The following is a 21,052-nucleotide window of genomic DNA, read 5'->3' as shown; positions in this document are numbered from 1 at the left end:
CGGTCCACGCGATCCACCGGCGCCGGACGGATCGCGCCTTCCTCACCAGGCACACACATCGGGAGCTAGCACCATGTCTTTGCGCATCAACGACATCGCACCGGATTTCACTGCCGCCACCACCCAGGGCACGATCAAGTTCCACGACTGGATCGGCGACGGCTGGGCCATCCTGTTCTCGCATCCCAAGGATTTCACGCCGGTCTGCACCACCGAGCTGGGCTACATGGCCAAGATCCAGCCGGAGTTCACCAAGCGCAACACCAAGCTGATCGGCCTGTCCATCGACCCGGTGGACAACCACGCGCGCTGGGCCGCCGACATCGAGGAGACCCAGGGCCATCTGCCCCAGTACCCGATGATTGGCGACACCGATCTGGCCGTGGCCAAGCTCTACAACATGCTGCCCGCCGATGAAGCCGGTGGCTCGGACGGCCGCACCGCCGCCACCAATGCCACGGTGCGCTCGGTCTTCGTCATCGGCCCGGACAAGAAGATCAAGCTGATGATGACCTACCCGATGACCACGGGCCGCAACTTCGACGAAATCCTGCGCGTGGTCGACTCCATGCAGATGACGGCCAAGCACAAGGTCGCCACGCCGGTGAACTGGAAGCAGGGCGACGACGTGATCATTGCCGGCTCGGTGTCGGACGACGACGCCAGGACGCTGTTCCCCGAAGGCTGGAAGGCACCGAAGCCCTATCTGCGCATCGTCAAGCAGCCGAAGTGAGCTGCCGAGACTGGCACCGGGGCCTCGACGGGCCTCGATGTAGCAAGGGCTATGACAAGGCCCGGTGACGGGCCAGCGGAGGATTCTTCGCGAAGTAGCGTGCGATCCCGGTGGCCAGCGCCTCGACCAGTTTCTGCTGGTAGGCCGGGTCGCGCAGCTTGGCTTCCTCCTCCGGGTTGGAGATGAAGGCGGTCTCCACGAGGATGGACGGGATGTCGGGTGCCTTCAGCACCACAAAGCCCGCCTGCTCGACCTGCTTCTTGTGCAGGCGGCCGACTTGGCCGATCTGGCCCAGCACTTCGCCGCCGAGGCGCAGGCTGTCCTTGATCTGGGCCGAGGTGCTCATGTCCAGCAAGGTCTTGAGCACGGCTGCGTCCTTGACCTTCACATTGCTGATGCCGCCCACCTGATCGGAGGCGTTCTCCTTGTCGGCCATCCAGCGGGCGGCATTGCTGCTGGCCGCACCATCGCTGAGCGCGAACACCGAGGCGCCGCGCGCCTGCGGCGTGAAGAAGGCATCGGCATGGATGGAGACGAAGAGGTCGGCCTGCACGCGGCGGGCCTTGCGCACGCGGTCCTGCAAGGGCACGAAGAAGTCGGCATCGCGGGTCAGCATCACGCGGATGTTGCGGTTGGCATTGAGCTTGTCGCGCAGCTTCAGCGCGACGGCCAGCACCACGTCCTTTTCCTTGAGGCCACTGGGCCCCACGGCACCAGGGTCCTCGCCGCCATGGCCGGGGTCGAGGGCGATCACGATCAGGCGGTCCAGCTGGCGCTGCGAGGGCGGCGGCAGGCTGGGTGCGGGCGCGGGCGTCATCGCACTGGCAGGCGTCGAAGGGCCGGGCGGCGGGGCAGGGCGCAGCGCGCTGGCCGCCGGGTCGCTCTTGCGGGGCAGCTCGGGCGGCCGCTCGATCTTGCGCACCAGTTCGTCCAGCGCGTCATTGACGGCCGCCGCCGCCTTGGCCTCGGCCTGTTCCTTCTCGCGCACCAGGGCCAAGAGCGGATCGGGCTCCTCGGCCGGATGCAGGTCGAACACCAGGCGGTGCTGGTACGGCGCGACCGGCTTCAAGGTGAAGATCTGCGGCGCCGCGACCTGCTTCAGGTCGAGCACGATGCGCACCACAGTCGGCGTGTTCTGGCCCACCCGCACGCCGGAGATGTAGGGGTCGTCGGCGCGCACCTTCTTGACCAGCTCGCGCAGGCCAGGGCTCAGCTCCAGACCTTCGATGTCGATGACCAGGCGGTCGGGCTTGTCGACCATGAAATGCTTGGCATCGAGCGGCCGGTCCGACTCCAGCGTGACGCGGGTGTAATCGGCCGCCGGCCAGACGCGCACGGCCACGATGCTGGCGGCGTTGGGCGCAGCACGTAGCAGCTGCGGTGCTTGCAAGAGCAGCACGAGGCTGCCGGCGTTTCTGAGCAGTTGGCGACGGCTCATGTTTGCTGCTCCAACGCCTTCAGCAACGAAAGGCCAAGCGGCGTTCCTGCATCGAGGCGCACCCGGCGGCTGTCGTCGTCCTCGGTGTGCAGATGGATGGCCAGGTCGGCTGGCGGCAGCATGCCGGCCGCTTTCTCGGGCCATTCACTGAGCTTGAGGCCGGGGGCCATGAAGACATCGCGAAAGCCTGCGTCGGCCCATTCGCGGGGATCGTCGAAACGGTAGAAATCGAAATGGCTGGCCACGCCTTGCGTGAGGTCATAGCTCTCCAGCACCGCATAGCTCGGGCTCTTGATGCGGCCCTCGACGCCCAGCGCGCGCAGCAGATGCCGCACCAGGGTGGTCTTGCCGGCACCGAGGCTGCCATGCAGCTCGATGCTGGCCAGCAGCAGGCCCGGCGCTTGCGCCAGCGCTTCGGCAAATCGCTGGCAAGCGGCTTCGTCCTGCCAGCGCAGTTCACGGCTTTCTAGAATGGCCAAATGTCTTCGACTCCGGGTGAACAGGGCGCGCACTTCGATGGCGCAGCCCTGCTTGAACAATTGCGCGGCTGGGCCGGCGCGTTGGGATTCTCACAGATTGGCGTGGCCGGTATCGACCTGGCCAGCGCCGAGCCCGGCCTGCTCGCCTGGCTGGCGGCCGGCCACCACGGCAGCATGCACTACATGAAGGCCCATGGCCTCAAGCGCGCGCGTCCGGCCGAGCTGCTTCCGGGCACGCTGCGCGTGATCACCGCCCGCATGAACTACCTGCCGGCCGCCACGCCCGAGGGCTGGCAGGCGATCGAATGGCAGGGCCTGCAAACGCCCGAGCAGGCCCAGGTCTCGGTCTATGCGCGGGGGCGCGACTATCACAAGGTGCTGCGCAATCGGCTGCAGCAGCTGGCGACGCAGTTGGAGCAGGCGATTGGCCCGCTCGGCTATCGCGTGTTCACCGATTCGGCGCCGCTCTTGGAGGTGGAACTGGCCACGCGTTCGGGCCTGGGCTGGCGCGGCAAGCACACGCTGGCGCTGGACCGCGAGGCCGGCTCGATGTTCTTCCTGGGCGAGATCCTCGTGGACCTGCCGCTGCCCTTGACGCCGCCGACCACAGCGCATTGCGGCCAGTGCACGGCCTGCCTCGACGTTTGCCCGACCCAGGCCATCACCGCACCCTATCGGGTGGACGCGCGCCGCTGCATTTCCTACCTGACGATTGAGAGCGATGAGCCCATCCCGGTCGAGCTGCGGCCGCTGATCGGCAACCGCATCTATGGCTGCGACGACTGCCAGCTGGCCTGTCCCTGGAACAAGTTCGCCGGCCGCAGCAGCCTGCCCGACTTCGATGCGCGCGAGGCGCTGAGCGCGCCCACGCTCTTGCAGCTCTGGCGCTGGGACGAGGCCGAGTTCCTGCGCCGCACCGAGGGGTCGGCGATACGCCGCATCGGCATCCAGCGCTGGCGGCGCAACCTGGCAGTGGCCATGGGTAATGCGTTGCGGGCGGGGGAGAACGGGGAAATACGGGCCGCCTTGGTGCAGGCAAGGCCAGAGGCCTCGGCCCTGCTTGCTGAGCACATAGCCTGGGCGCTGAGCGAAAGTCTGTAGACGACGGGGCCGCCGACCACGTTAGGCTAGCGTCCCTCAACGGAGAAACCATGAAGCTGACGAGACGGGCGCTGCTGCTGGGCGCCGCCGCCATCGCCGCCCCCAGCTGGGGCAAGCGCTACGAAGACCACGATTTCGAAGACCAGATCCTGCTCGGGGGCAGCCCCCTGGTCTTGAACGGCGTGGGCCTGTTTGGCAAATACGGTTTCAAGGGCTATCTGACGGCGCTGTACCTGAGCCGCAAGGCGGACACCGCCGAGGCCGTGTTTGCCAACACCGGCCCCAAGCGCATCCAGATGCGCATGCTGATGGGTGTCAGCGTCGAGGAGTTCATCAAGGCCATCCACAAGGGCGTTGGGCGCAACTGCACGCCCGAGGAGCAGCAGTTGATGGCCGACAAGCTGCCGGCCCTGATCAAGAACATCCAGATGGTCGGCAAGCTGCGCAAGGGCGACCTGATCAACTTGGACCATGTGCCCCAGCAGGGCACGCAGCTGACCGTCAACGGCAAGGCCTTCGGCACGCCGGCGCCCGGCAACGAGCCGATGCTGGCCCTGCTCAAGGTCTTCCTGGGCGTCAAGCCGACCAACGAGCGCCTGAAGGCTGGCATGCTGGACCAGCCGATTCCCTGAGTGCCTCGATGGACCTGATGGACCGATCAGCGCGCGAGCAAAGCCAGGCCGGCATCGAGCGCTTCCTGGAAGCGCTGTGGATCGAGGACGGGCTCTCCACCAACACCCTGGCCGCCTACAAGCGCGACCTGCAGCTGCTGGCCGACTATCTGGCCACCGAGCCGCGGCGCAGGCTTGACGACTGCAGCGAAATCGACCTGCTGGCCTACCAGGTCAAGCGCCACACGGCCAGGAGCAAGGCCACCAGCGCCAACCGCCGGCTGAGCGTCTTCAAGCGCTATTTCCGCTGGGCCTTGCGCGAAGCACGCATGACGCAGGACCCGACGCTGCGCCTGCACAACGCCAAGCAGGCGCCGCGCGTGCCCAAGACCCTGAGCCAGGCCCAGGTCGAGGCCTTGCTGCATGCGCCCGACACCGACACCACCCTCGGTCTGCGCGACCGCGCCATGCTGGAGCTGATGTATGCCAGCGGCCTGCGCGTGAGCGAGCTGATCAGCTTGAAGAGCGTGCACGTGGGTCTCAAGGAAGCGGCGCTGCGCGTGACCGGCAAGGGCGACAAGGAGCGCCTCGTTCCGTTTGGCGAGGAGGCACACGGCTGGCTGATGCGCTACCTGCAGGAGGCGCGCGCAAGTCTGCTGGCGGGGCAGCGCTGCGACGAACTCTTTGTCACCGTGCAGGGTGCCGGCATGAGCCGGCAGATGTTCTGGAACCTGGTCAAGAAATACGCCTTGCTGGCCGGTATCCGCAGCCCCATCTCGCCGCACACCTTGCGCCATGCCTTCGCTACCCACCTCTTGAACCACGGCGCCGACCTGCGCGCCGTGCAATTGCTGCTGGGTCATGCCGACCTGTCGACCACGCAGATCTACACCCATGTGGCGCGGGAACGCCTGCGGCAGATCCATGCCTTGCACCATCCGCGTGCCTAGGTCATCTGCATACCAGTGGAAGCCCTAGCTGGGGAGAACTCCCTAGGTGGTTCGCTACCAACAGCTGAAACATTTGCGTCATCTCGGCGCTTGCCTGGCGGGCCGAGGCTCTGCAGCATGTCGGCTTTGCAAAACAACAGCCGCCTGCCCAAGGAGCTTTAGCCATGAACTTCAAGCCGACTCTCATCGCCGCCGCCAGCCTGGCCGCGATGGCCACCCCCGCACTGGCACAGCAAGCCCCGGCCACTGCGCCCGCTGCCGACCGCCAGGTGCTGGAGACCGTGGTCGTGACCTCGCAGAAGCGGGTCGAGGACGCGCGCAAGGTGCCTCTCAGCGTCACCGCCATTGGCGGCGAGGCGCTGAAGGAAGGCCAGATCCTCGATTTCGCCGACCTCACGCGCAACCTGCCCAATGTCTCGTTCAGCAGCCAGGGCGGCGCCGGTCTCTCGACCATTGAAATTCGTGGCGTCAGCTCGCAAGCCGGTTCGGCCACCGTGGGCGTCTACCTCGACGACGTTTCCTTGACCACCCGCAACCTCTACAGCCAGGGCACGGCCGAGCCGCGCTTCTTCGACCTGGAGCGCGTGGAAGTGCTGCGCGGCCCGCAGGGCACGCTGTACGGTGCCGGCTCCATGGGCGGCACGCTGCGCTTCATCAGCAAGCAGCCGGACCTGAAGCGCTTCAGCGGTGATGTGCTGGCCGAGATCAGCAGCACCAGCCATGGCGGCGCCAACTACATGGCGCAGGGCGTGATCAACGTGCCGTTGCAGCCCGGCGTTGCCGCGCTGCGCATCGGCGTGCAGGCCGGCCATGACGCGGGCTACATCGATCAGGTCAGCCCCAAGACGCTGCAGGTGATCGACAAGGGCATCAACGACGTGGACTGGACCGTGCTGAAGCTGTCGGCCAAGTTCAAGTTCAACGAGTCCTGGAGCCTGACGCCGGCGCTGTTCTACCAGCACAGCAAGAGCAAGGACATCGACGCTTCCTACCTCGCAGTGGGCAGCTACCAGGAGTTCAATGCCGACAAGGCGCTGCCCTTGTTCCAGACCTCCAAGATCATGCGCGAGCCGGGCGATGACAAGCTGACCGTGCCCTCGATCACGCTGAATGGCGACCTCGGTTTCGCCGACTTCACGGCCATCGCCAATACCTACCAGCGCAAGTTCAATCGCACGCAGGATGGCACCAGCATCAACTCGAGCTACATCGGCAGCCTGATTGCCAACCCGGCGGTCGCAAGCATCGTCACCTACTTGCCGTCGGCCGTCTACCTGGACAACAAGATCGATCAGAAGTCGCTGGAGCTGCGTCTGGCGTCCAAGGACTACCAGGACGGCGGCATGCCCATCACCTGGGTGGCCGGCCTCTACAGCGCCTCGACCAAGACCGACGTGGCCGACAACGAGCCGGTGTTCAGCATCACGCAAGCCTTCACCAAGAACGGCGTCAACATCTATGACCCGAACCAATGGGTGGAAGACTCGGGCATCTACACCGGCGCCTTTGCGGGTGACAACAGCTACTTCAGCGCCCGCCACTACAACACCAAGCAGAACTCGGTGTTCGGGGAGCTGACCTATCACTTCGGCAAGACGCTGCGGGCCACGGTCGGCATGCGCTACCTGCGTTCCAGCGAAGGCTTCAAGCGCGAAGGCGACTTCTTCTTCGCAGGTGGCCCGTCCACCACCGGCATCGACACCAAGGCCAACAAGAGCACGCCGCGCTTTGCCCTGACCTGGGATGTGGATGCCGACACCAGCCTCTATGCCAACGTGGCCGACGGCTTCCGCCTGGGCGGTGCCAATCGCCCGATCCCGGCTATCGCTGCCAATATCAGCGACCTGGCCAAGCTCGGGATGAGCTTCGCTCAGACCGCCGCCTTCGGGCCGGACAGCCTGCGCAGCTATGAGGTCGGCAGCAAGTCGCGCCTGATGGGCGGCAAGGTCATGCTGAACCTGGCCGCGTACCACATCGACTGGAAGAACATCCAGCAGGACGTCTACCTGCCCACCGCCGGCTTCGACTTCGAAACCAACGTTGGCAAGGCCACCAGCGACGGCGTCGAATTCGAGCTGAAGGCGCGCGTCACGCCCAACTTCACGCTCACCAGCGGCGGCGGCTACAACAAGGCGGTGTTCGCCGAAGACGTGCCCTCGCTGGGCATGGGCGACGACGGCAAGCCCAACGTCCGCAAGGGCGACAGCATCCAGGGCGTGCCCAAGTACAGCTTCAAGCTGGGCGGCGAGTACCTGTTCAAGCTCGGCGAGCTGGACAACGTGTTCCGCCTGAACACGCAATGGACCGGCGCCAGCCACGGCTCGCTGGTGCGCGGCGAGCCCGACTACGACCGCCCGGCCTACATGACGGTGGACGCCAGCTGGGGCATCAACTTCGACAAGTGGGACCTGAACTTCTCGATCAAGAACGCCGGCAACAACCACAAGGTTCTGCAGCAGCCCAACATTCAGTCGGTGCGGCAGGCTTATTACATGAAGCCGAGAACGATTGGTGTTTCACTGAGCGGTACGTTCTGATCCCGCACTGAAATCAGGGCAGGGCGGCGAGAATAGTGGCCATGGACCACAGCTTTCTCTCCGCCCTGATTCTTTTGTTGCTGGTGCTGGACCCCTTGGGGAGCCTGCCCATCTTCATCCCAATCATGCGGGAGGTGCCCAAGGCGCGACGCACAAGGGTGGCCGTGCGCGAGGTCGGCATCGCGTTCTGCGTGCTGCTCGCCTTCATGTTCTTCGGCGAGACCTTTCTGCGGGTCATGCACCTGTCGGAGCGTTCGCTGGAGGTGGCCGGCGGCGTGATCCTCCTGATCATCGCGATACGCATGATCTTCGGCTCGAGCGGCGACTCGTCCTATGGCCTCGAGCCCGGCAAGGAGCCGCTGATCTTCCCGCTGGCCGTACCGCTGCTGGCCGGCCCCTCGGCCATGGCCACGGTGCTGCTCCTGGCCTCGCGCCAGCCCGAGCGCATCTGGGAGTGGATAGGTGCGCTGGCCACGGCCATGGTCATCTCCTTCCTGACCCTGCTGCTGTGCGACCGCATCCGCAAGCTGCTCGGCGATTCGGTGGTTTCGGCCATCGAGAAGCTGATGGGCCTCGTGCTGACGGCCATTGCCGTCGAGATGGTGCTGGCCGGGCTGAAGCGCTACTTCGTCGGCGGGCTGTAGCTCGCGAGGCGTGCCGCCCGCTCGCGCCATTGCCCGGCGCTGATCGCATAGGTCGCCCAGTCACGCTCATACCAGCGCTCGAGGCCACGGTAGGCCATGCCGAGCCGCTCCATCACGCGGGAGGAGGCCAGGTTGTCGGGTGCACAGATGGCGGTGAGCTGCGGCGCCTCCAGCGTGTCGAAGGCGAAGGAAGTCATGCGCTCGGCCGCTTCGGAGGCCAAGCCCTTGCCCCATTGGCTGCGCTGCAGCCGCCAGCCAATCTCATGCGGCTGGCTGGCGTCGCGGTCCAGGTGCTGAATGCAGCCGGCGCCGATCAGCTCGCCGCTCTCGCGATCAAAAAAGCTCCACCAGGAATAGCCCCAATCCGCCCAACGCGCCTGGACGCGGTCGATCATGGACTGCGTGTCTTCCAGCGTGTCTGGCTTGCCGGTGATGTAGCGCATCACCAGCGGATCGCTGTTGAGTCGGTGAAGGCCTTGCAGATGGTCCTGGCAACAAGGCTCCAGGCGCAGGCGGGCGGTGTGCAGCGTGGTCATGGCCAGGCAGTCTATGCGTCGCGCCGGCGCCAGCCGTTCGGCATGAATCCCGCAATGCGAAAGCGTGATTTCACATCGTGCGAAATCAAATTGGTGCACTGCGCAAAATTTTCTCATCATGACGAAACGCATTTCGCAATCCAAAACACAGAACTTAAGTCTTTGTTTTAATTGAAGAAGATTTTTAGTCTTATATAAGACATAAGTCTTCCGTCATCGCTTGGCGAGGAATAGGCTTGAGCCCATCAAGTCACCGCATTTCTTCCCCTCTCTCCACCCACTTGCTAAGCAGGAGCACACCATGACGACTTTGACCCGTGAACAGCAGATCGCCGCCCTCGAGAAGGACTGGGCCGAGAACCCGCGCTGGAAGGGCATCAAGCGCGGCTACACCGCCGCCGACGTGGTGCGCCTGCGCGGCTCGCTGCAGATCGAACACACGCTGGCCAAGCGCGGCGCCGAGAAGCTGTGGGGCCTGGTGAACACCGAGCCCTTCATCAATGCCCTGGGCGCACTCACGGGCAACCAGGCCATGCAGCAGGTCAAGGCCGGCCTGAAGGCGATCTATCTGAGCGGCTGGCAAGTGGCCGGCGACGCCAACAGCAATGGCGAGATGTACCCCGACCAGTCGCTGTACTCGGTGGACTCGGTGCCCAAGGTCGTCAAGAAGATCAACGCCACCTTCAAGCGCGCCGACGAGATCCAATGGAGCGAAGGCAAGAACGACACCGACTACTTCGCGCCCATCGTGGCCGATGCCGAAGCCGGTTTCGGCGGCGTGCTGAACGCCTTCGAGCTGATGAAGTCCATGATCGAAGCGGGCGCCGCTGGCGTGCACTTCGAAGACCAACTGGCCGCCGCCAAGAAGTGCGGCCACATGGGTGGCAAGGTGCTCGTGCCGACCCGCGAAGCCGTGGCCAAGCTGAACGCTGCGCGCCTGGCTGCTGATGTGATGGGCACGCCCACCGTGCTGCTGGCCCGCACCGATGCCGAAGCCGGTGACCTGGTCACCAGCGATATCGACGACAACGACAAGCCCTTCTGCACCGGCGAGCGCACCGTCGAAGGCTTCTTCCGCACCCGCAACGGCCTGGACCAGGCCATCAGCCGCGGCCTGGCCTATGCCGAGTACGCCGACATGATCTGGTGCGAAACCGGCAAGCCCGATCTGGCTTTCGCCAAGGCTTTTGCTGACGCTATCCATGCCAAGTTCCCGGGCAAGCTGCTGGCCTACAACTGCTCGCCGTCCTTCAACTGGAAGAAGAACCTGGACGACGCCACCATCGCCAAGTTCCAGCGCGAGCTGGGCGCCATGGGCTACAAGTTCCAGTTCATCACGCTGGCCGGTTTCCACAGCCTGAACTACTCGATGTTCAACCTGGCCTACGGCTATGCCCGCAACAACATGAGCGCCTTCGTGGAGCTGCAGGAAGCCGAGTTCGCCGCCGCCGAGAAGGGCTTCACCGCCGTGAAGCATCAGCGCGAAGTGGGCACTGGATATTTCGACGCCGTGACCACCACCATCGAGCGCGAGGCGTCCACGGCAGCCTTGAAGGGCTCGACCGAAGACGAACAGTTCTTCGACAAGAAGCACGGTTGAGCGCCTGCGGCGCTCACCGTGCCGGTGAACGTTGCGCTCCCCCAGCCCCCTCCGAGAGGGGGCTCCAGCATGAATGACGAGACCGGGCCACGGCCCGGTCTTTTCTTTGCGTCGTTCGTTCCTGCTTACATCGAGTCCCGCAGCATCTGCCGATAGTCTTCGGCGCTGGCCAGCCGCGGATTGGTCTTGTGGCAATGGTCGAGCAGGGCATGTTCGATCACGGCGTCAAACATGCCCTCGGTCACGCCGAGGGCTGCCAGGCCCGAGGCCAGGCCAAGGCGGGCATTCATGGCCTTGATCGCCTCGGCCACCGCATGGCCCGCTGCATCACTGCCTTCGAGTCCCATGGCCTGCGCCATGCGTTGCAGACGGCCCTCGTTTTGCAGGCTCGGGTGTGCGGCATTGAAGCGGACCACCGCCGGCAGGAACATCGCATTCAAGGTGCCGTGATGCAGGCGCGGATTCACGCCGCCGAGCGAATGGCTGAGCGAATGCACGCAACCCAGGCCCTTCTGGAAGGCCATCGCGCCCTGCATGCTGGCGCTCATCATGTTCATGCGCGCTTCACGGTCTGTTCCGTCGCGCGTCGCGCGCTCGATATGGCCCCAGCCGCGGCGCAGGCCTTCCAGCGCAATGCCATCGGCCGGCGGATTGAAGGCGGCCGACATGAAGGTCTCCATGCAATGCGCGATCGCGTCCATGCCGGTGGCGGCCGTCAGGAGCGGGGGCAGGGCGAGGGTGAGTTCCGGGTCACAGATCGAGGCCTTGGGCATCAGCTCCCAGTTGTGGAAGCCCAGCTTGCGGCCGTCGTCCACGATGATGATGGCGCCGCGCGCCACCTCGCTGCCGGTGCCGGCCGTGGTGGGCACGGCGATCACCGGCGCGACGGCTGACGTGATCCTGGTGCTCCCGCCTTCGATGGTGGCGTAGGTCTTCAGCGGCCCGGGATGCGTGGCGGCAATGGCCACACCCTTGGCCAGATCAAGGCTGGAGCCGCCGCCGATGGCAACAAGCCCGTCGCAGCCCGCGCTCCGGTATTGCTCTACGGCCAGGCGCACCGCCGCCTCGGTCGGATTGCTCGGTGTGGCGTCAAAGATTTCCAAAGCCGTACCGCCAAAGGCCGCCAGCGCCTTGTCCAGCACCCCGGCCGCGCGCACGCCGGCATCGGTCACGACCAGAGGCTTCTTGATACCCACACGCGCACATTCCTGCGGCAAGAGGGCGGCAGCGCCGAAGTCGAGCTGGATCTGGGTCAGGTACTGGATCAGGGCCATGCTGCACTCTCTGTGAAAATCGGGGCTTGATTGATGGGGACGAGCCTAAGCCCTGGAGCCTTTCTTGAGTAGCACCTTGTTGACACCGCGCATGGCCGGTGTTTTGGAGCGCATCCACCGCGCCCACCGTCCCGCCTTCCACAGCCTCACCCCGAAGCAGGCCCGCATCGCCTACCTGATGGGCGCCGAGATCCTGGACCTGCCGCGCGCGCCGCTGCCCCGGGTCGAGAACCTCAGCGTGCCTGGTGCTGAAGGCGAACTCTCCGCGCGGCTCTATGCGCCAAGCGATGCCAGGCTGCCCGTCCTGCTCTTTTTCCACGGCGGCGGCTTCACGATTGGCAGCATCGAGACGCATGACAGCTTGTGCCGCCAGCTCGCGCTGCGCTCAGGTGCGGCGGTGATCTCGCTGGACTACCGCCTGGCGCCTGAACACAAGTTCCCGGCTGCGGTGGACGATTGCTGGGTCGTGATGAAGTGGCTTGCCAGCGCCGCCGAATCGCTGGGGCTGGATGGCACACGCATCGCCGTGGGTGGTGACAGCGCTGGTGGCACGCTGGCTGCGGTCAGCGCCCTGCATGCGCGCGACATCGGCTTGAAACTTGCGCTGCAACTGCTGATCACGCCGGGCACCACGGCCCATGCCGACACGCCTTCGCACAAGCTGTTTGCCAATGGCTTCCTGCTCGACGCCGCGTCCATCGCCTGGTTCTTCGACCACTACATTGCCCACAACCACAAGCGCGACTGGCGTTTCGCGCCGCTGGAGGCCGACGATCATTGCGACCTGGCCCCGGCCTGCGTGCTGCTGGCCGAATGTGACCCGCTGGTCGACGAAGGCGTCGCCTATGCTGACCTCCTGCGCGCCAATGGCAACGAGGTCGAGCTGGAGCTGGTGCGCGGCGTGACCCATGACTTCATCAAGATGGGGCGCTCGATTCCCGAGGCCATCACCGCGCTGGAGACCTGCGCGCAAGCGATCAAGAAGGCATTGAATCCATGAGCATGACGAACAGCATCCAGCGCAAGGACTTCCGCCACTTCGAACGTTTGCGCGTTCGTTGGGCCGAGATCGATGCGCAGAAGATCGTTTTCAACGGCCACTACCTGACCTATGTCGATACTGCCGTCGGTGGCTACTGGCGCGCGCTGGCCTTGCCCTATGCCGAGACCATGGAGCAGCTCGGCGGCGACCTGTTTGTGCGCAAGTCCACGCTGGAGTATCTGGGCTCGGCCCGCTACGACGACCAGCTCGAGATCGGCGTGCGCACGCTGAAAATCGGCAACAGCTCGATGACGATCCAGGCCGCCGTGTTCCGCGGTGATGAACTGCTGGTTCATGGCGAGCTGGTCTATGTGTTTGCCGACGCCACGAGCCAGGTGCCCAAGGCGGTGCCTCAGGCCCTGCGCGCTGCCATCGAGGCTTTCGAAGCCGGCGAAGCAATGGTGACGGTCAAACTCGGGGAATGGTCATCGCTGGGCGACGATGCCCAGCGCATCCGGCAGGAAGTGTTCGTCAACGAGCAGAAGATCCCGGCCGAGATGGAATGGGATGCCGCCGACGAAGGCTGCCTGCATGCCGTGGCCTACAACCGCTTCGGCCGCGCCCTGGCCACAGGCCGCCTGCTGGAGCATGTGCCCGGCGTCGCCAAGATTGGCCGCATGGCCGTGCTGCGCGGCATGCGCAGCAGCCGCATCGGCCGCGAGGTGCTGGACGCGCTGATGCGGGAAGGTCGCTCGCGCGGCTACCGCGAGGTGCTGCTGCACGCCCAGCTCGCCGCCATCAGTTTCTATGGCCGGGCCGGTTTCCTCGAGCGCGGGGAGCGCTTCGAGGAGGCGGGCATAGGCCATGTGGAAATGGTGCGCGGGCTCTGACAATATTCGTCAACCCAAGGGAGAACAAAGCAGATGAAGTCACACACGATCCGGGGCCTCCTGGCCCTCGCCACCTCGTTGCCCATGATGGCTTTCGCGCAATCAACGGCGCCGCAGATGCCAGGCCCCGACGCGCCGCAGGCCCAGTGCAGCCGGCAGCCGGAGTTGGCCAAACCCGAGCTGGACTACCGAGGTGTGATCCACGTCCAGGCAACGATGAAGGTCGAGCGTGGGCGCGTGGTGATGATCGAGCTGCGCTCGATGACCGGCGGTGTTCAGCGCCGAGAGCTGCGCAAGTTCAACCTCGCCATCGACATGCATGTGCGGGACCGCTACCTCTGCGAAACCGACGGCCGCCTGCAGAAGGACTTCAAGTTCACCTACGAGTGACCAGCGCCCGCTCGTAGACCTCGACGAACTCCGCTGGCATCCGCTTCGGCCGGCCGCTGCTCATCTCGATGCAGATTAGCGCCCAGCGGCCGCGCATCAGCGTGATGCCGTCGGCCGCGCGCTTGAGCTCGAAGCGACGCTCCATCGCGAGCTTGCCGTCGCTGGCTGTCAGCCAGGTGCCGAGCAGCAACTGCTCGCCCAGCAGCGAGGGCAGCAAGTAGTCGTACTCGCCCCGGCGAATCGCCATCGCACGGTCCAGGCGCTGGTAGTCGGCGAGGGCGAGGCCCAGCGACTCCGAATGCGCCCAGGCGACCTTCTCGCACCACTGCACGTAGACGGCGTTGTTGGTGTGATTGAGGCCATCGATGTCGGCCGGCTGCGGCTGCAGGGCCACGGTAAAAGGCTGCGGGTGGTCCCAATCCATGGGCGTCAGGCCTGCAAGGGCGCAAAGCGCTCATGGTGGCGCGCGCCTTCAACAAAGGCCGCGAGGGCAGCAGCCACGTCCGGTTCATGCGCCTGCTGCTCGGCCGTCGCGTAGGTCTCCATCCAGGTCAGCAAGCCCGCCTCATCGTTCTTCTGCAGCAGACGCACGCCACAACCGGCGCTGGCCTGGCGAAACGCCGTCAAGGCAGCCTCCGCATGCGATGCCTGCAGGCGGTAGTAGACGTAGAGCTCAGGCGCGCTCACTGCGGTTCGGCGACAGCGTAGGGGAGGGGCCGCTGGCTGAGCTGCGGGCCGCCGGCGCTGCCCAGATGCAGGCTGCCGCCTTCGAGCGCCGCCAGCTTGACCTCGGCCAGCAGCAAGACCTGCCCCTCGTGGCTGCCCACCGCCGCCACCAGGCCGGCCGGCTGCTCCGGATCAGCGCTGTGGAAGATCTCCTGGCCGATCTGGGCCGAGCCACCACCCGCCACCGCGAACTGCAGCGTGCGTCGCTTGACCGTGCCCCGGTACTGGCTGCGCGCCACCACCTCCTGGCCGGGGTAGCAGCCCTTCTGGAAGTTGACACCGCCCAGCAGCTCCAGGTTGATCATCTGCGGCACGAACTGCTCGACCGTCGGCGTGCGCACCCAGGCGAGGCCCGCCTGCACCTCCAGCCATTGCCAGCTGTCGGCATCGAGGGCGGGCAGGGCGGGGGCGGGCGCATCGGCAGCCTGCAGCAGTGCGTAGCGCGGCAAGCTGGCGCCATCGACCAGGGCATCGGGCAGGCGCATGGCCAGCGCATTGCCGATGTGGGTGACGCTCCAGACCTCGGCCGGCACGTCTGCGCCGAGCAACTCGCGCGCCGCCTCTCCCGCGAGGCCCCACAAGGCCAGCTCGGCCGAGGCATCGCTGAGCTTGCACTTGGCGCGCATCACAAACATCGAGAGGCGTTTCAGCGTGGCGGGCAACAGCTCGGCCGGCAGGGCCAGCAGCATTTCGTTCGCATCGCGCTTGAAGGCCAGCATCAGGGCCAGCAGCCGGCCCTTGGCCGAGCAGTAGCCCGCCAGGCGGCCCTGCTGCGGCGTCTGCAGCGCGGTGTCCTGGGTCAGCTGGCCATGCAGGAACTTGGCGGCTTCTTCGCCCTGGGCGCGCATGACGCCCCAGTCAGACAGGCGCAGCGCACCACCGGTGATTGCAAGAGAGGTGTCGGTCATGGCCGCGATTATCATCAGCGCCCGCAAACACCAGTGGTCGTCGGGTCTTGAGCAAGCGCCATCGTCAGAAGAAAAAAATCAGGAGCCAGCGCGCCAGCCGCCTGGGCTGGCTGGGCGGCCTCTTGCTGCTCATCGTGCTGGCGGCCGGGGCTGCTGGCGGCGCCGCCTGGTGGTGGCTGCAGGCGCCCTTGCCGTTGGACAAGCCCGCCGTCGAACTCTCTATCGAACCTGGCACGGCGCCGCGCGACGTGGCCCAGGCCTGGGTCGCGGCCGGCGTGCAGGCCGATGCCAGGCTGCTGTACCAGTGGTTCCGCTGGTCGGGCCAGTCGCGCCAGATCCGCGCCGGCAGCTACGAGATCCACGCCGGCATCACGCCGCGCGAGCTGCTCGCCAAGATGGTGCGCGGCGACCAGGTGATGGAGCAGGTGCGTCTGATCGAGGGCTGGAACCTGCGCCAGTTCCGCGCCGCGCTGGCCAAAGCACCAGCGCTCAAACCCACCACCGCCAGCATGAGTGAGGCCGAGCTGATGGCGGCCCTGGGCGCTGCGGGCAGCTCCGCTGAAGGCCGTTTCTTCCCCGACACCTATGCCTACAGCCGGGGCGTCAGCGACCTCACCGTGCTCAAGCGTGCCCATGCCGCCATGCAGCGCCGGCTGGAATCGACCTGGAGCCAGCGCGAGCCCGGCCTGCCGCTGAAGAGCATCGACGAGGCGCTGATCCTGGCCTCCATCGTCGAGAAGGAAACCGGCGCGGCGGCCGACCGCGGCCTGGTGGCCGCCGTCTTCATCAATCGCTTGAAGCTCGGCATGCCGCTGCAGACCGACCCAACAGTGATCTACGGCCTCGGTGAAGCCTTCGACGGCAATCTGCGCAAGCGCGACCTGCTGACCGACACCCCCTTCAACACCTACACGCGCGGCGGCCTGCCGCCCACGCCCATCGCCATGCCCGGCGCCGCCTCGCTGCAGGCGGCCCTGCATCCGGCGCCGAGCCGGGCGCTGTACTTCGTGGCGCGGGGCGACGGTTCCAGCGAATTCAGCGAAGACCTCGCCGCGCATAATCGCGCCGTCAACAAGTATCAGCGTGGTCATTGAGCGTGCTTTCCAGCGGTAGATTCATCAGCATCGAAGGCATCGATGGGGCGGGCAAGTCCACCCATCTGCAGGCCCTGGTCGAGCGCTTGCAACAGCGCGGCGCCATCGTCGTGCAGACCCGCGAGCCCGGCGGCACCGAGCTGGCCGAGGCGATTCGCGGGCTGTTCCTGCACAAAGGCATGGACGGCCTGACCGAGGCCCTGCTGGTCTTTGCTGGCCGGCGCGACCATCTCTTGCGCGTGATCGAGCCGGCGCTGGCGCGCGGCGACACCGTGGTCTGCGATCGCTTTGCCGATGCCAGCTTCGCCTACCAGGGTCATGGCCGTGGCATGGACCTGCAGCAGCTCACCACGCTGGAGCAATGGGTGCTGCAAGGCCGCCAACCCGACCTGACCCTGTGGTTCGACCTGGACCCGGCTGTGGCCGCTCAGCGCCGCGCAGCGGCCCGCGAGGCTGATCGCTTCGAGCAGCAGGATCTCGACTTCTTCAGCCGGGTGCGCGCCGGCTATGCGGCGCGTGCGGCTGCCGCGCCCTCTCGCTTCGTTCGCATCGACGCCGGTGTCTCGGTGGCCGAGGTGGCCGCCCAGGTTACGGCTGCGCTGGAGTCGCGCGGATGGTGATGAACGACAAAGGCAGCGACAAGCTGCCCTGGCTGAACGAGCCGCTGCAGGCCGCCCTCGCGCTGCGCTCGCATGCCTTGCTGATGCAGGGTCCGAATGGCGTGGGGCAATTCGAGCTGGCCATGGAGCTGGCTGCTGCCTGGCTGTGCGAAGACAGCGAGGGCCAGGCGCCGGCCTGCGGCCACTGCGCCAGCTGCAAGCTGCTGCAATCGCGCACCCATCCCGACTTCCAGCTGTTGGTGCCCGAGGCGCTGCGAGAGAGCCTCGGCCTCACTGAAGAAGCCAGTGAGTCCGAGACCAAGGCCAGCAAGACCAAGCCCAGCCGCGAGATCAAGATCGACGCCGTGCGCGCCACCCTGGCCTTTTCCCAGGCCACCTCGGCCCGGGGCCGCGCCAAGGTGGTGGTGATCTATCCGGCCGAGGCACTCAACACCGTGGCGGCCAACGCACTGCTGAAGACGCTGGAAGAGCCCTCGGGCCTGCTGCGCTTCGTCCTGGCCAGCGATGCGCCCGAAGACCTGCTGCCCACCATCCGCAGCCGCTGCCAGGCGCTGAGCCTCACGCTGCCGCCGCAGGCCCTGGCTGCGAGCTGGCTGGCGGAGCAGGGCTTGGAGCAAGCGGAGATCTTGCTCAAGGCCGCCGGCGGCCGCCCGCGCCTGGCCCAGGCCTGGGCGCAGGACGGACTCTCAGCCGCCGCCTGGCTGGCCCTGCCCAAGCGCCTGGCGCGTGGCGAGGTTTCTGCGGTTTCCGACTGGCCGGTGCCTCGCGCCATCGATGCCTTGCAGCGCCTGAACCACGACCTGGTCCGCGTCGCTCATGGCGCCGGCCCCAGCTACTTCCCGGCCGAGGCCCTGCCCAAGCCGCGTCAGGCGGCGCCGCTGCAGGCCTGGGGTCAGGTCTTGCAGCGAGCCATGCGGCATGCCGAGCATCCGCTCAACGCTGGCCTGTTGCTCGAATCGCTGGTCGGCCAGGGCCAGAGCGCAATGGCCGAGGCCATGGGTACACTGCGGCCATGAGTGACATTCCCGCAGCAGCACCGGCACCGCAGGGCGCCCGGCCCGGCGTCATCCAGCTGGTGTTCAAGGAAAAGGGCGCGCTCTATGCCGCCTACATGCCGATGTTCACCGACGGCGGTCTGTTCGTGCCGACCAACCGAGAGTACCGGCTCGGCGACGACATCTACCTGCTGCTGTCCATGCCCGACGACCCGCAGCGCTATCCGGTGGCCGGCAAGGTCGCCTGGATCACGCCGGCCAATGCCTCGGGCGGCCGCACCCAGGGCGTGGGTGTGCGCTTTCCGTCCGACGAGAAGACGCGCCTGATCAAGCTGAAGATCGAAGAGATGCTCGGCACCTCGATCTCCTCGTCCAAGCCAACGCAGACGATCTGAGTTTTTTTCGGGCCGTGGAGGCCCTCGCGATGTTCATCGATTCCCACTGCCATCTGAGCTTCCCCGAACTGAGCGCCCAGTTGCCGCAAATCCTGGACGCCATGCAGGCCGCCCAGGTGAAGCAGGCCATCTGCATCTGCACCACGATGGAGGAGTTCTCCACCGTGCTTGGCCTGGCCGAAGCGCACCCGCAGCTCTGGGCCACGGTAGGCGTGCATCCGGACAACGAGGACGTGCACGAGCCCACGGTGGCCGAGCTGGTCCAGGCCGCCCGGCATCCCAAGGTGCTGGCCATCGGCGAGACTGGCCTCGATTACTACCGATTGAACGGTCGCAGCCTCGCTGACATGGAATGGCAGCGCGAGCGCTTCCGCACCCACATCCGCGCTGCCAAGATCGCGAACAAGCCGATGGTGATCCACACGCGCAGCAGCGCCGCCGACACCTTGCGGCTCCTGCAGGAAGAGGGCGGCGAAGCGGCCGGCGGTGTGTTCCATTGCTTCACCGAAGACCTGGCCGTGGCCAAGGCCGCGGTGGAGGCGGGCTTCTACATCTCGTTCTCCGGCATCCTGACCTTCAAGAACGCGCAGGACCTGCGCGATGTGGCCGAGGCGCTGCCGCTGGAGCGCCTGCTGATCGAGACCGACAGCCCCTACCTGGCCCCGGTTCCCTACCGGGGCAAGACCAACAGCCCCGCCTACGTGCCGCACGTGGCGGCGCAGCTGGCGGCCGTCAAGCAAGTCCCGGTGGAACAGGTCGCGGCGCAAACCACGGCCAACTGCCGGGCTCTGTTCAGGATGCCCGCATGAAACAGCTCATCAAGACTTTGGCGGCGCTGGCCTTGATCACAGCCGCCGGCCTGGCCACCGCGATCACGCCGGAGGAGCGAGACCTGCAGGTCTCGGCCGACCGCGACCATCTGAGCTCGCTGAACAAGTTGCTGCAACGCGGCGTGGATCCCAATGTGCCGGACAAGGACGGCAACGGCGCGCTGATGATCGCTTTGCGCAGCGAGTCCTTCCAGGCGGCCGAACGCCTGATCGCCCATGCGGCCACGGACGTGAACCGGGCCAATGCCGCCAACGAAACGCCGCTGATGATGGCCGCCCTGCGCGGCCGTCTGGATCTGGTGAAGAAGCTGGTCGAGCGCGGCGCCAAGATCAACCGAGAGAGCTGGACGCCTTTGCACTACGCCTGCAGCGGCCCTGACAACGGCGTGGCTGCCTGGCTGCTGGAGCAGGGCGCACAGATCGATGCCCGTGCGCCCAACGGCTCGACGCCGCTGATGATGGCCGTGCGCTATGCCCCGATCGCCACGGCCGAGTTGCTGCTCAGCAAGGGCGCGAACGTGCGGCTCTCGCATGAGAACGGCAACACGGCAGCCGATTTCGCCACCGGTGCTGGCCGGGAGGCGCTCGCAGCCAAGGTGTTGGCGGCAGCGCGCTAAGCCCGCACTGGCTCTGCGCGCCGAGGCGTCAACCGCGCTCGTGCCCGCCCGTTCAGGAAGCACCGGTCCCTTTTCATCGGCCGGTCTTTTGACGGGAACAAGACCATGACCACGCTGACGCTGACTTTCAACGGCCCCTCCAGCCAGGCTCGCCAAGCCCTCGGAGGCCTGCTGCAACGCTTCCGTTCGGCCTACTTCGTGGAGCGCAGCAGCAACGAATATGCGGTGACTGCGGACAAAGTCACGGCCGCTGAAATCGCCCGGCAACCCCAGTGGTCGGCCCGACCGACACAGTCCTGAGGCCCTTTCGGCCTGGTTTTCGTGAGCCAGTTCACGAACGGCACCTCACTAGCGGCAACTACCTAGGAAGTTGTCCGACAAGGCTTTTGGCGGTGGCCCGACTGGGTGGAATTGGGGCCGTTGCCTAGAGTTGCTCCATCAACCCATGACACCGTTGGAGCCCCTCATGATCGACACCACCCCGAGCGCTGCCGCCAATCCCTTCGCCATGCTGCTGGACCTGGAGCGCGTCGTCCGCGAGGTCGAATGCTCCGAGCGCCTGAACCGCCTGCGCCGTCGCGTGTTCCGCCCGCTGGACAAGCCGGTGATCGCCAAGACCGAGGAAGATGGCTTCGACTTCGACTACCACGTCGATGCCGCCAACGACAACGGTCGCTACTGATCGCTTGATGGAAGCAAGGC

At 66.2% G+C, this 21,052-nt stretch carries 25 protein-coding genes; 18 read left to right on the top strand and 7 right to left on the bottom strand.

What is annotated here, in order from left to right; all coding sequences use genetic code 11:
- Positions 1 to 73 precede the first annotated feature (73 nt).
- Complete coding sequence (locus J7U46_RS00210) at positions 74 to 733, top strand: peroxiredoxin (protein WP_282822801.1); 660 nt, start codon at positions 74 to 76, stop codon at positions 731 to 733.
- Between the two features lie 49 nt (positions 734 to 782).
- Here the strand turns inward: J7U46_RS00210 and J7U46_RS00205 are convergent, their stop codons facing one another.
- Both J7U46_RS00205 and tsaE read right to left on the bottom strand, forming a co-directional pair.
- Positions 783 to 2,171, bottom strand: coding sequence for an N-acetylmuramoyl-L-alanine amidase (locus tag J7U46_RS00205; RefSeq protein ID WP_282822800.1), 1,389 nt, complete (start codon positions 2,169 to 2,171; stop codon positions 783 to 785).
- Positions 2,168 to 2,650 (bottom strand): tRNA (adenosine(37)-N6)-threonylcarbamoyltransferase complex ATPase subunit type 1 TsaE, encoded by a 483-nt coding sequence (gene tsaE, locus J7U46_RS00200; RefSeq protein WP_282822799.1) that lies wholly within the window; start codon positions 2,648 to 2,650, stop codon positions 2,168 to 2,170. Before tsaE ends, J7U46_RS00205 begins: the two co-directional genes overlap by 4 nt.
- On the opposite strand from tsaE, the gene queG reads away from it, so the two are divergent.
- The 5 genes from queG (at position 2,651) to J7U46_RS00175 (ending at position 8,493) form a co-directional block, all read left to right on the top strand.
- A complete protein-coding gene (queG, locus tag J7U46_RS00195; protein WP_282822798.1) occupies positions 2,651 to 3,751 on the top strand; it encodes a tRNA epoxyqueuosine(34) reductase QueG in 1,101 nt (366 codons plus the stop codon).
- Positions 3,752 to 3,801: 50 nt separating this feature from the next.
- On the top strand, positions 3,802 to 4,383 hold the full coding sequence (locus J7U46_RS00190; protein WP_282822797.1) for a chalcone isomerase family protein: 582 nt from the start codon (positions 3,802 to 3,804) through the stop codon (positions 4,381 to 4,383).
- Between the two features lie 17 nt (positions 4,384 to 4,400).
- Entirely contained in the window at positions 4,401 to 5,312 is a 912-nt protein-coding gene (xerD, locus tag J7U46_RS00185) for a site-specific tyrosine recombinase XerD (protein ID WP_282822796.1), read from the top strand.
- A gap of 164 nt (positions 5,313 to 5,476) precedes the next feature.
- Positions 5,477 to 7,849: a TonB-dependent receptor gene (locus J7U46_RS00180; RefSeq protein WP_282822795.1), complete on the top strand. Its 2,373-nt coding sequence runs from the start codon at positions 5,477 to 5,479 to the stop codon at positions 7,847 to 7,849.
- 41 nt (positions 7,850 to 7,890) lie between these two features.
- Positions 7,891 to 8,493: a MarC family protein gene (locus tag J7U46_RS00175; RefSeq protein ID WP_282822794.1), complete on the top strand. Its 603-nt coding sequence runs from the start codon at positions 7,891 to 7,893 to the stop codon at positions 8,491 to 8,493.
- Here the strand turns inward: J7U46_RS00175 and J7U46_RS00170 are convergent.
- Positions 8,472 to 9,029: a GNAT family N-acetyltransferase gene (locus J7U46_RS00170; protein WP_282822793.1), complete on the bottom strand. Its 558-nt coding sequence runs from the start codon at positions 9,027 to 9,029 to the stop codon at positions 8,472 to 8,474. The genes J7U46_RS00175 and J7U46_RS00170 overlap by 22 nt on opposite strands.
- A gap of 310 nt (positions 9,030 to 9,339) precedes the next feature.
- Here J7U46_RS00170 and aceA point away from each other — a divergent pair, with 310 nt between their 5' ends.
- Complete coding sequence (gene aceA / locus J7U46_RS00165; protein WP_282824909.1) at positions 9,340 to 10,629, top strand: isocitrate lyase; 1,290 nt, start codon at positions 9,340 to 9,342, stop codon at positions 10,627 to 10,629.
- A 125-nt stretch (positions 10,630 to 10,754) separates the two neighbouring features.
- Here the strand turns inward: aceA and J7U46_RS00160 are convergent, their stop codons facing one another.
- Positions 10,755 to 11,903: an iron-containing alcohol dehydrogenase gene (locus J7U46_RS00160; protein ID WP_282822792.1), complete on the bottom strand. Its 1,149-nt coding sequence runs from the start codon at positions 11,901 to 11,903 to the stop codon at positions 10,755 to 10,757.
- A 91-nt stretch (positions 11,904 to 11,994) separates the two neighbouring features.
- Between J7U46_RS00160 and J7U46_RS00155 the strand changes: the two genes are divergently transcribed.
- Genes J7U46_RS00155 through J7U46_RS00145 form a run of 3 tightly spaced genes read left to right on the top strand, consistent with a single transcriptional unit; the run spans position 11,995 to position 14,165 of the window.
- A complete protein-coding gene (locus J7U46_RS00155) occupies positions 11,995 to 12,903 on the top strand; it encodes an alpha/beta hydrolase (protein WP_282824907.1) in 909 nt (302 codons plus the stop codon).
- A 2-nt stretch (positions 12,904 to 12,905) separates the two neighbouring features.
- The gene (locus tag J7U46_RS00150; protein WP_282824905.1) at positions 12,906 to 13,775 is read left to right on the top strand and encodes a YbgC/FadM family acyl-CoA thioesterase; all 870 of its coding nucleotides are present in this window, start codon (positions 12,906 to 12,908) and stop codon (positions 13,773 to 13,775) included.
- A 33-nt stretch (positions 13,776 to 13,808) separates the two neighbouring features.
- Complete coding sequence (locus J7U46_RS00145) at positions 13,809 to 14,165, top strand: hypothetical protein (protein ID WP_282822791.1); 357 nt, start codon at positions 13,809 to 13,811, stop codon at positions 14,163 to 14,165.
- Here J7U46_RS00145 and J7U46_RS00140 read toward each other — a convergent pair.
- Genes J7U46_RS00140 through J7U46_RS00130 form a run of 3 tightly spaced genes read right to left on the bottom strand, consistent with a single transcriptional unit; the run spans position 14,152 to position 15,799 of the window.
- Positions 14,152 to 14,589, bottom strand: coding sequence for a thioesterase family protein (locus tag J7U46_RS00140; protein WP_282822790.1), 438 nt, complete (start codon positions 14,587 to 14,589; stop codon positions 14,152 to 14,154). The two genes, J7U46_RS00145 and J7U46_RS00140, sit on opposite strands and share 14 nt — an antisense overlap.
- Positions 14,590 to 14,594: 5 nt before the next feature.
- Complete coding sequence (locus J7U46_RS00135) at positions 14,595 to 14,852, bottom strand: DUF4936 family protein (protein ID WP_282822789.1); 258 nt, start codon at positions 14,850 to 14,852, stop codon at positions 14,595 to 14,597.
- Positions 14,849 to 15,799, bottom strand: coding sequence for a folate-binding protein (locus tag J7U46_RS00130; RefSeq protein WP_282822788.1), 951 nt, complete (start codon positions 15,797 to 15,799; stop codon positions 14,849 to 14,851). Before J7U46_RS00130 ends, J7U46_RS00135 begins: the two co-directional genes overlap by 4 nt.
- A gap of 101 nt (positions 15,800 to 15,900) precedes the next feature.
- Here J7U46_RS00130 and mltG point away from each other — a divergent pair, with 101 nt between their 5' ends.
- The 8 genes from mltG to J7U46_RS00090 all read left to right on the top strand — a co-directional run bounded on the left by mltG (position 15,901) and on the right by J7U46_RS00090 (position 21,032).
- Entirely contained in the window at positions 15,901 to 16,893 is a 993-nt protein-coding gene (gene mltG / locus J7U46_RS00125; protein WP_282824903.1) for an endolytic transglycosylase MltG, read from the top strand.
- On the top strand, positions 16,890 to 17,513 hold the full coding sequence (tmk, locus tag J7U46_RS00120) for a dTMP kinase (protein WP_282822787.1): 624 nt from the start codon (positions 16,890 to 16,892) through the stop codon (positions 17,511 to 17,513). The genes mltG and tmk overlap by 4 nt, the downstream gene beginning before the upstream one ends.
- On the top strand, positions 17,513 to 18,529 hold the full coding sequence (gene holB, locus J7U46_RS00115; protein WP_282822786.1) for a DNA polymerase III subunit delta': 1,017 nt from the start codon (positions 17,513 to 17,515) through the stop codon (positions 18,527 to 18,529). Before tmk ends, holB begins: the two co-directional genes overlap by 1 nt.
- The gene (locus J7U46_RS00110; protein WP_282822785.1) at positions 18,526 to 18,903 is read left to right on the top strand and encodes a PilZ domain-containing protein; all 378 of its coding nucleotides are present in this window, start codon (positions 18,526 to 18,528) and stop codon (positions 18,901 to 18,903) included. Before holB ends, J7U46_RS00110 begins: the two co-directional genes overlap by 4 nt.
- 29 nt (positions 18,904 to 18,932) lie before the next feature.
- Positions 18,933 to 19,712, top strand: a complete 780-nt coding sequence (locus J7U46_RS00105; RefSeq protein WP_282822784.1) for a TatD family hydrolase — start codon at positions 18,933 to 18,935, stop codon at positions 19,710 to 19,712.
- Positions 19,709 to 20,350, top strand: a complete 642-nt coding sequence (locus J7U46_RS00100; RefSeq protein WP_282822783.1) for an ankyrin repeat domain-containing protein — start codon at positions 19,709 to 19,711, stop codon at positions 20,348 to 20,350. The genes J7U46_RS00105 and J7U46_RS00100 overlap by 4 nt, the downstream gene beginning before the upstream one ends.
- Positions 20,351 to 20,455: 105 nt before the next feature.
- Complete coding sequence (locus J7U46_RS00095; RefSeq protein WP_282822782.1) at positions 20,456 to 20,650, top strand: hypothetical protein; 195 nt, start codon at positions 20,456 to 20,458, stop codon at positions 20,648 to 20,650.
- 166 nt (positions 20,651 to 20,816) lie between these two features.
- A complete protein-coding gene (locus J7U46_RS00090; RefSeq protein ID WP_282822781.1) occupies positions 20,817 to 21,032 on the top strand; it encodes a hypothetical protein in 216 nt (71 codons plus the stop codon).
- Positions 21,033 to 21,052 lie beyond the last annotated feature (20 nt).

The sequence above is a fragment of the Pelomonas sp. V22 genome, assembly GCF_030014915.1.
Lineage (GTDB): Bacteria > Pseudomonadota > Gammaproteobacteria > Burkholderiales > Burkholderiaceae_C > JAUASW01.
The sequence above is the reverse complement of the archived record's forward strand: the minus strand, read 5'-3'. Positions and strand labels throughout refer to the sequence as shown.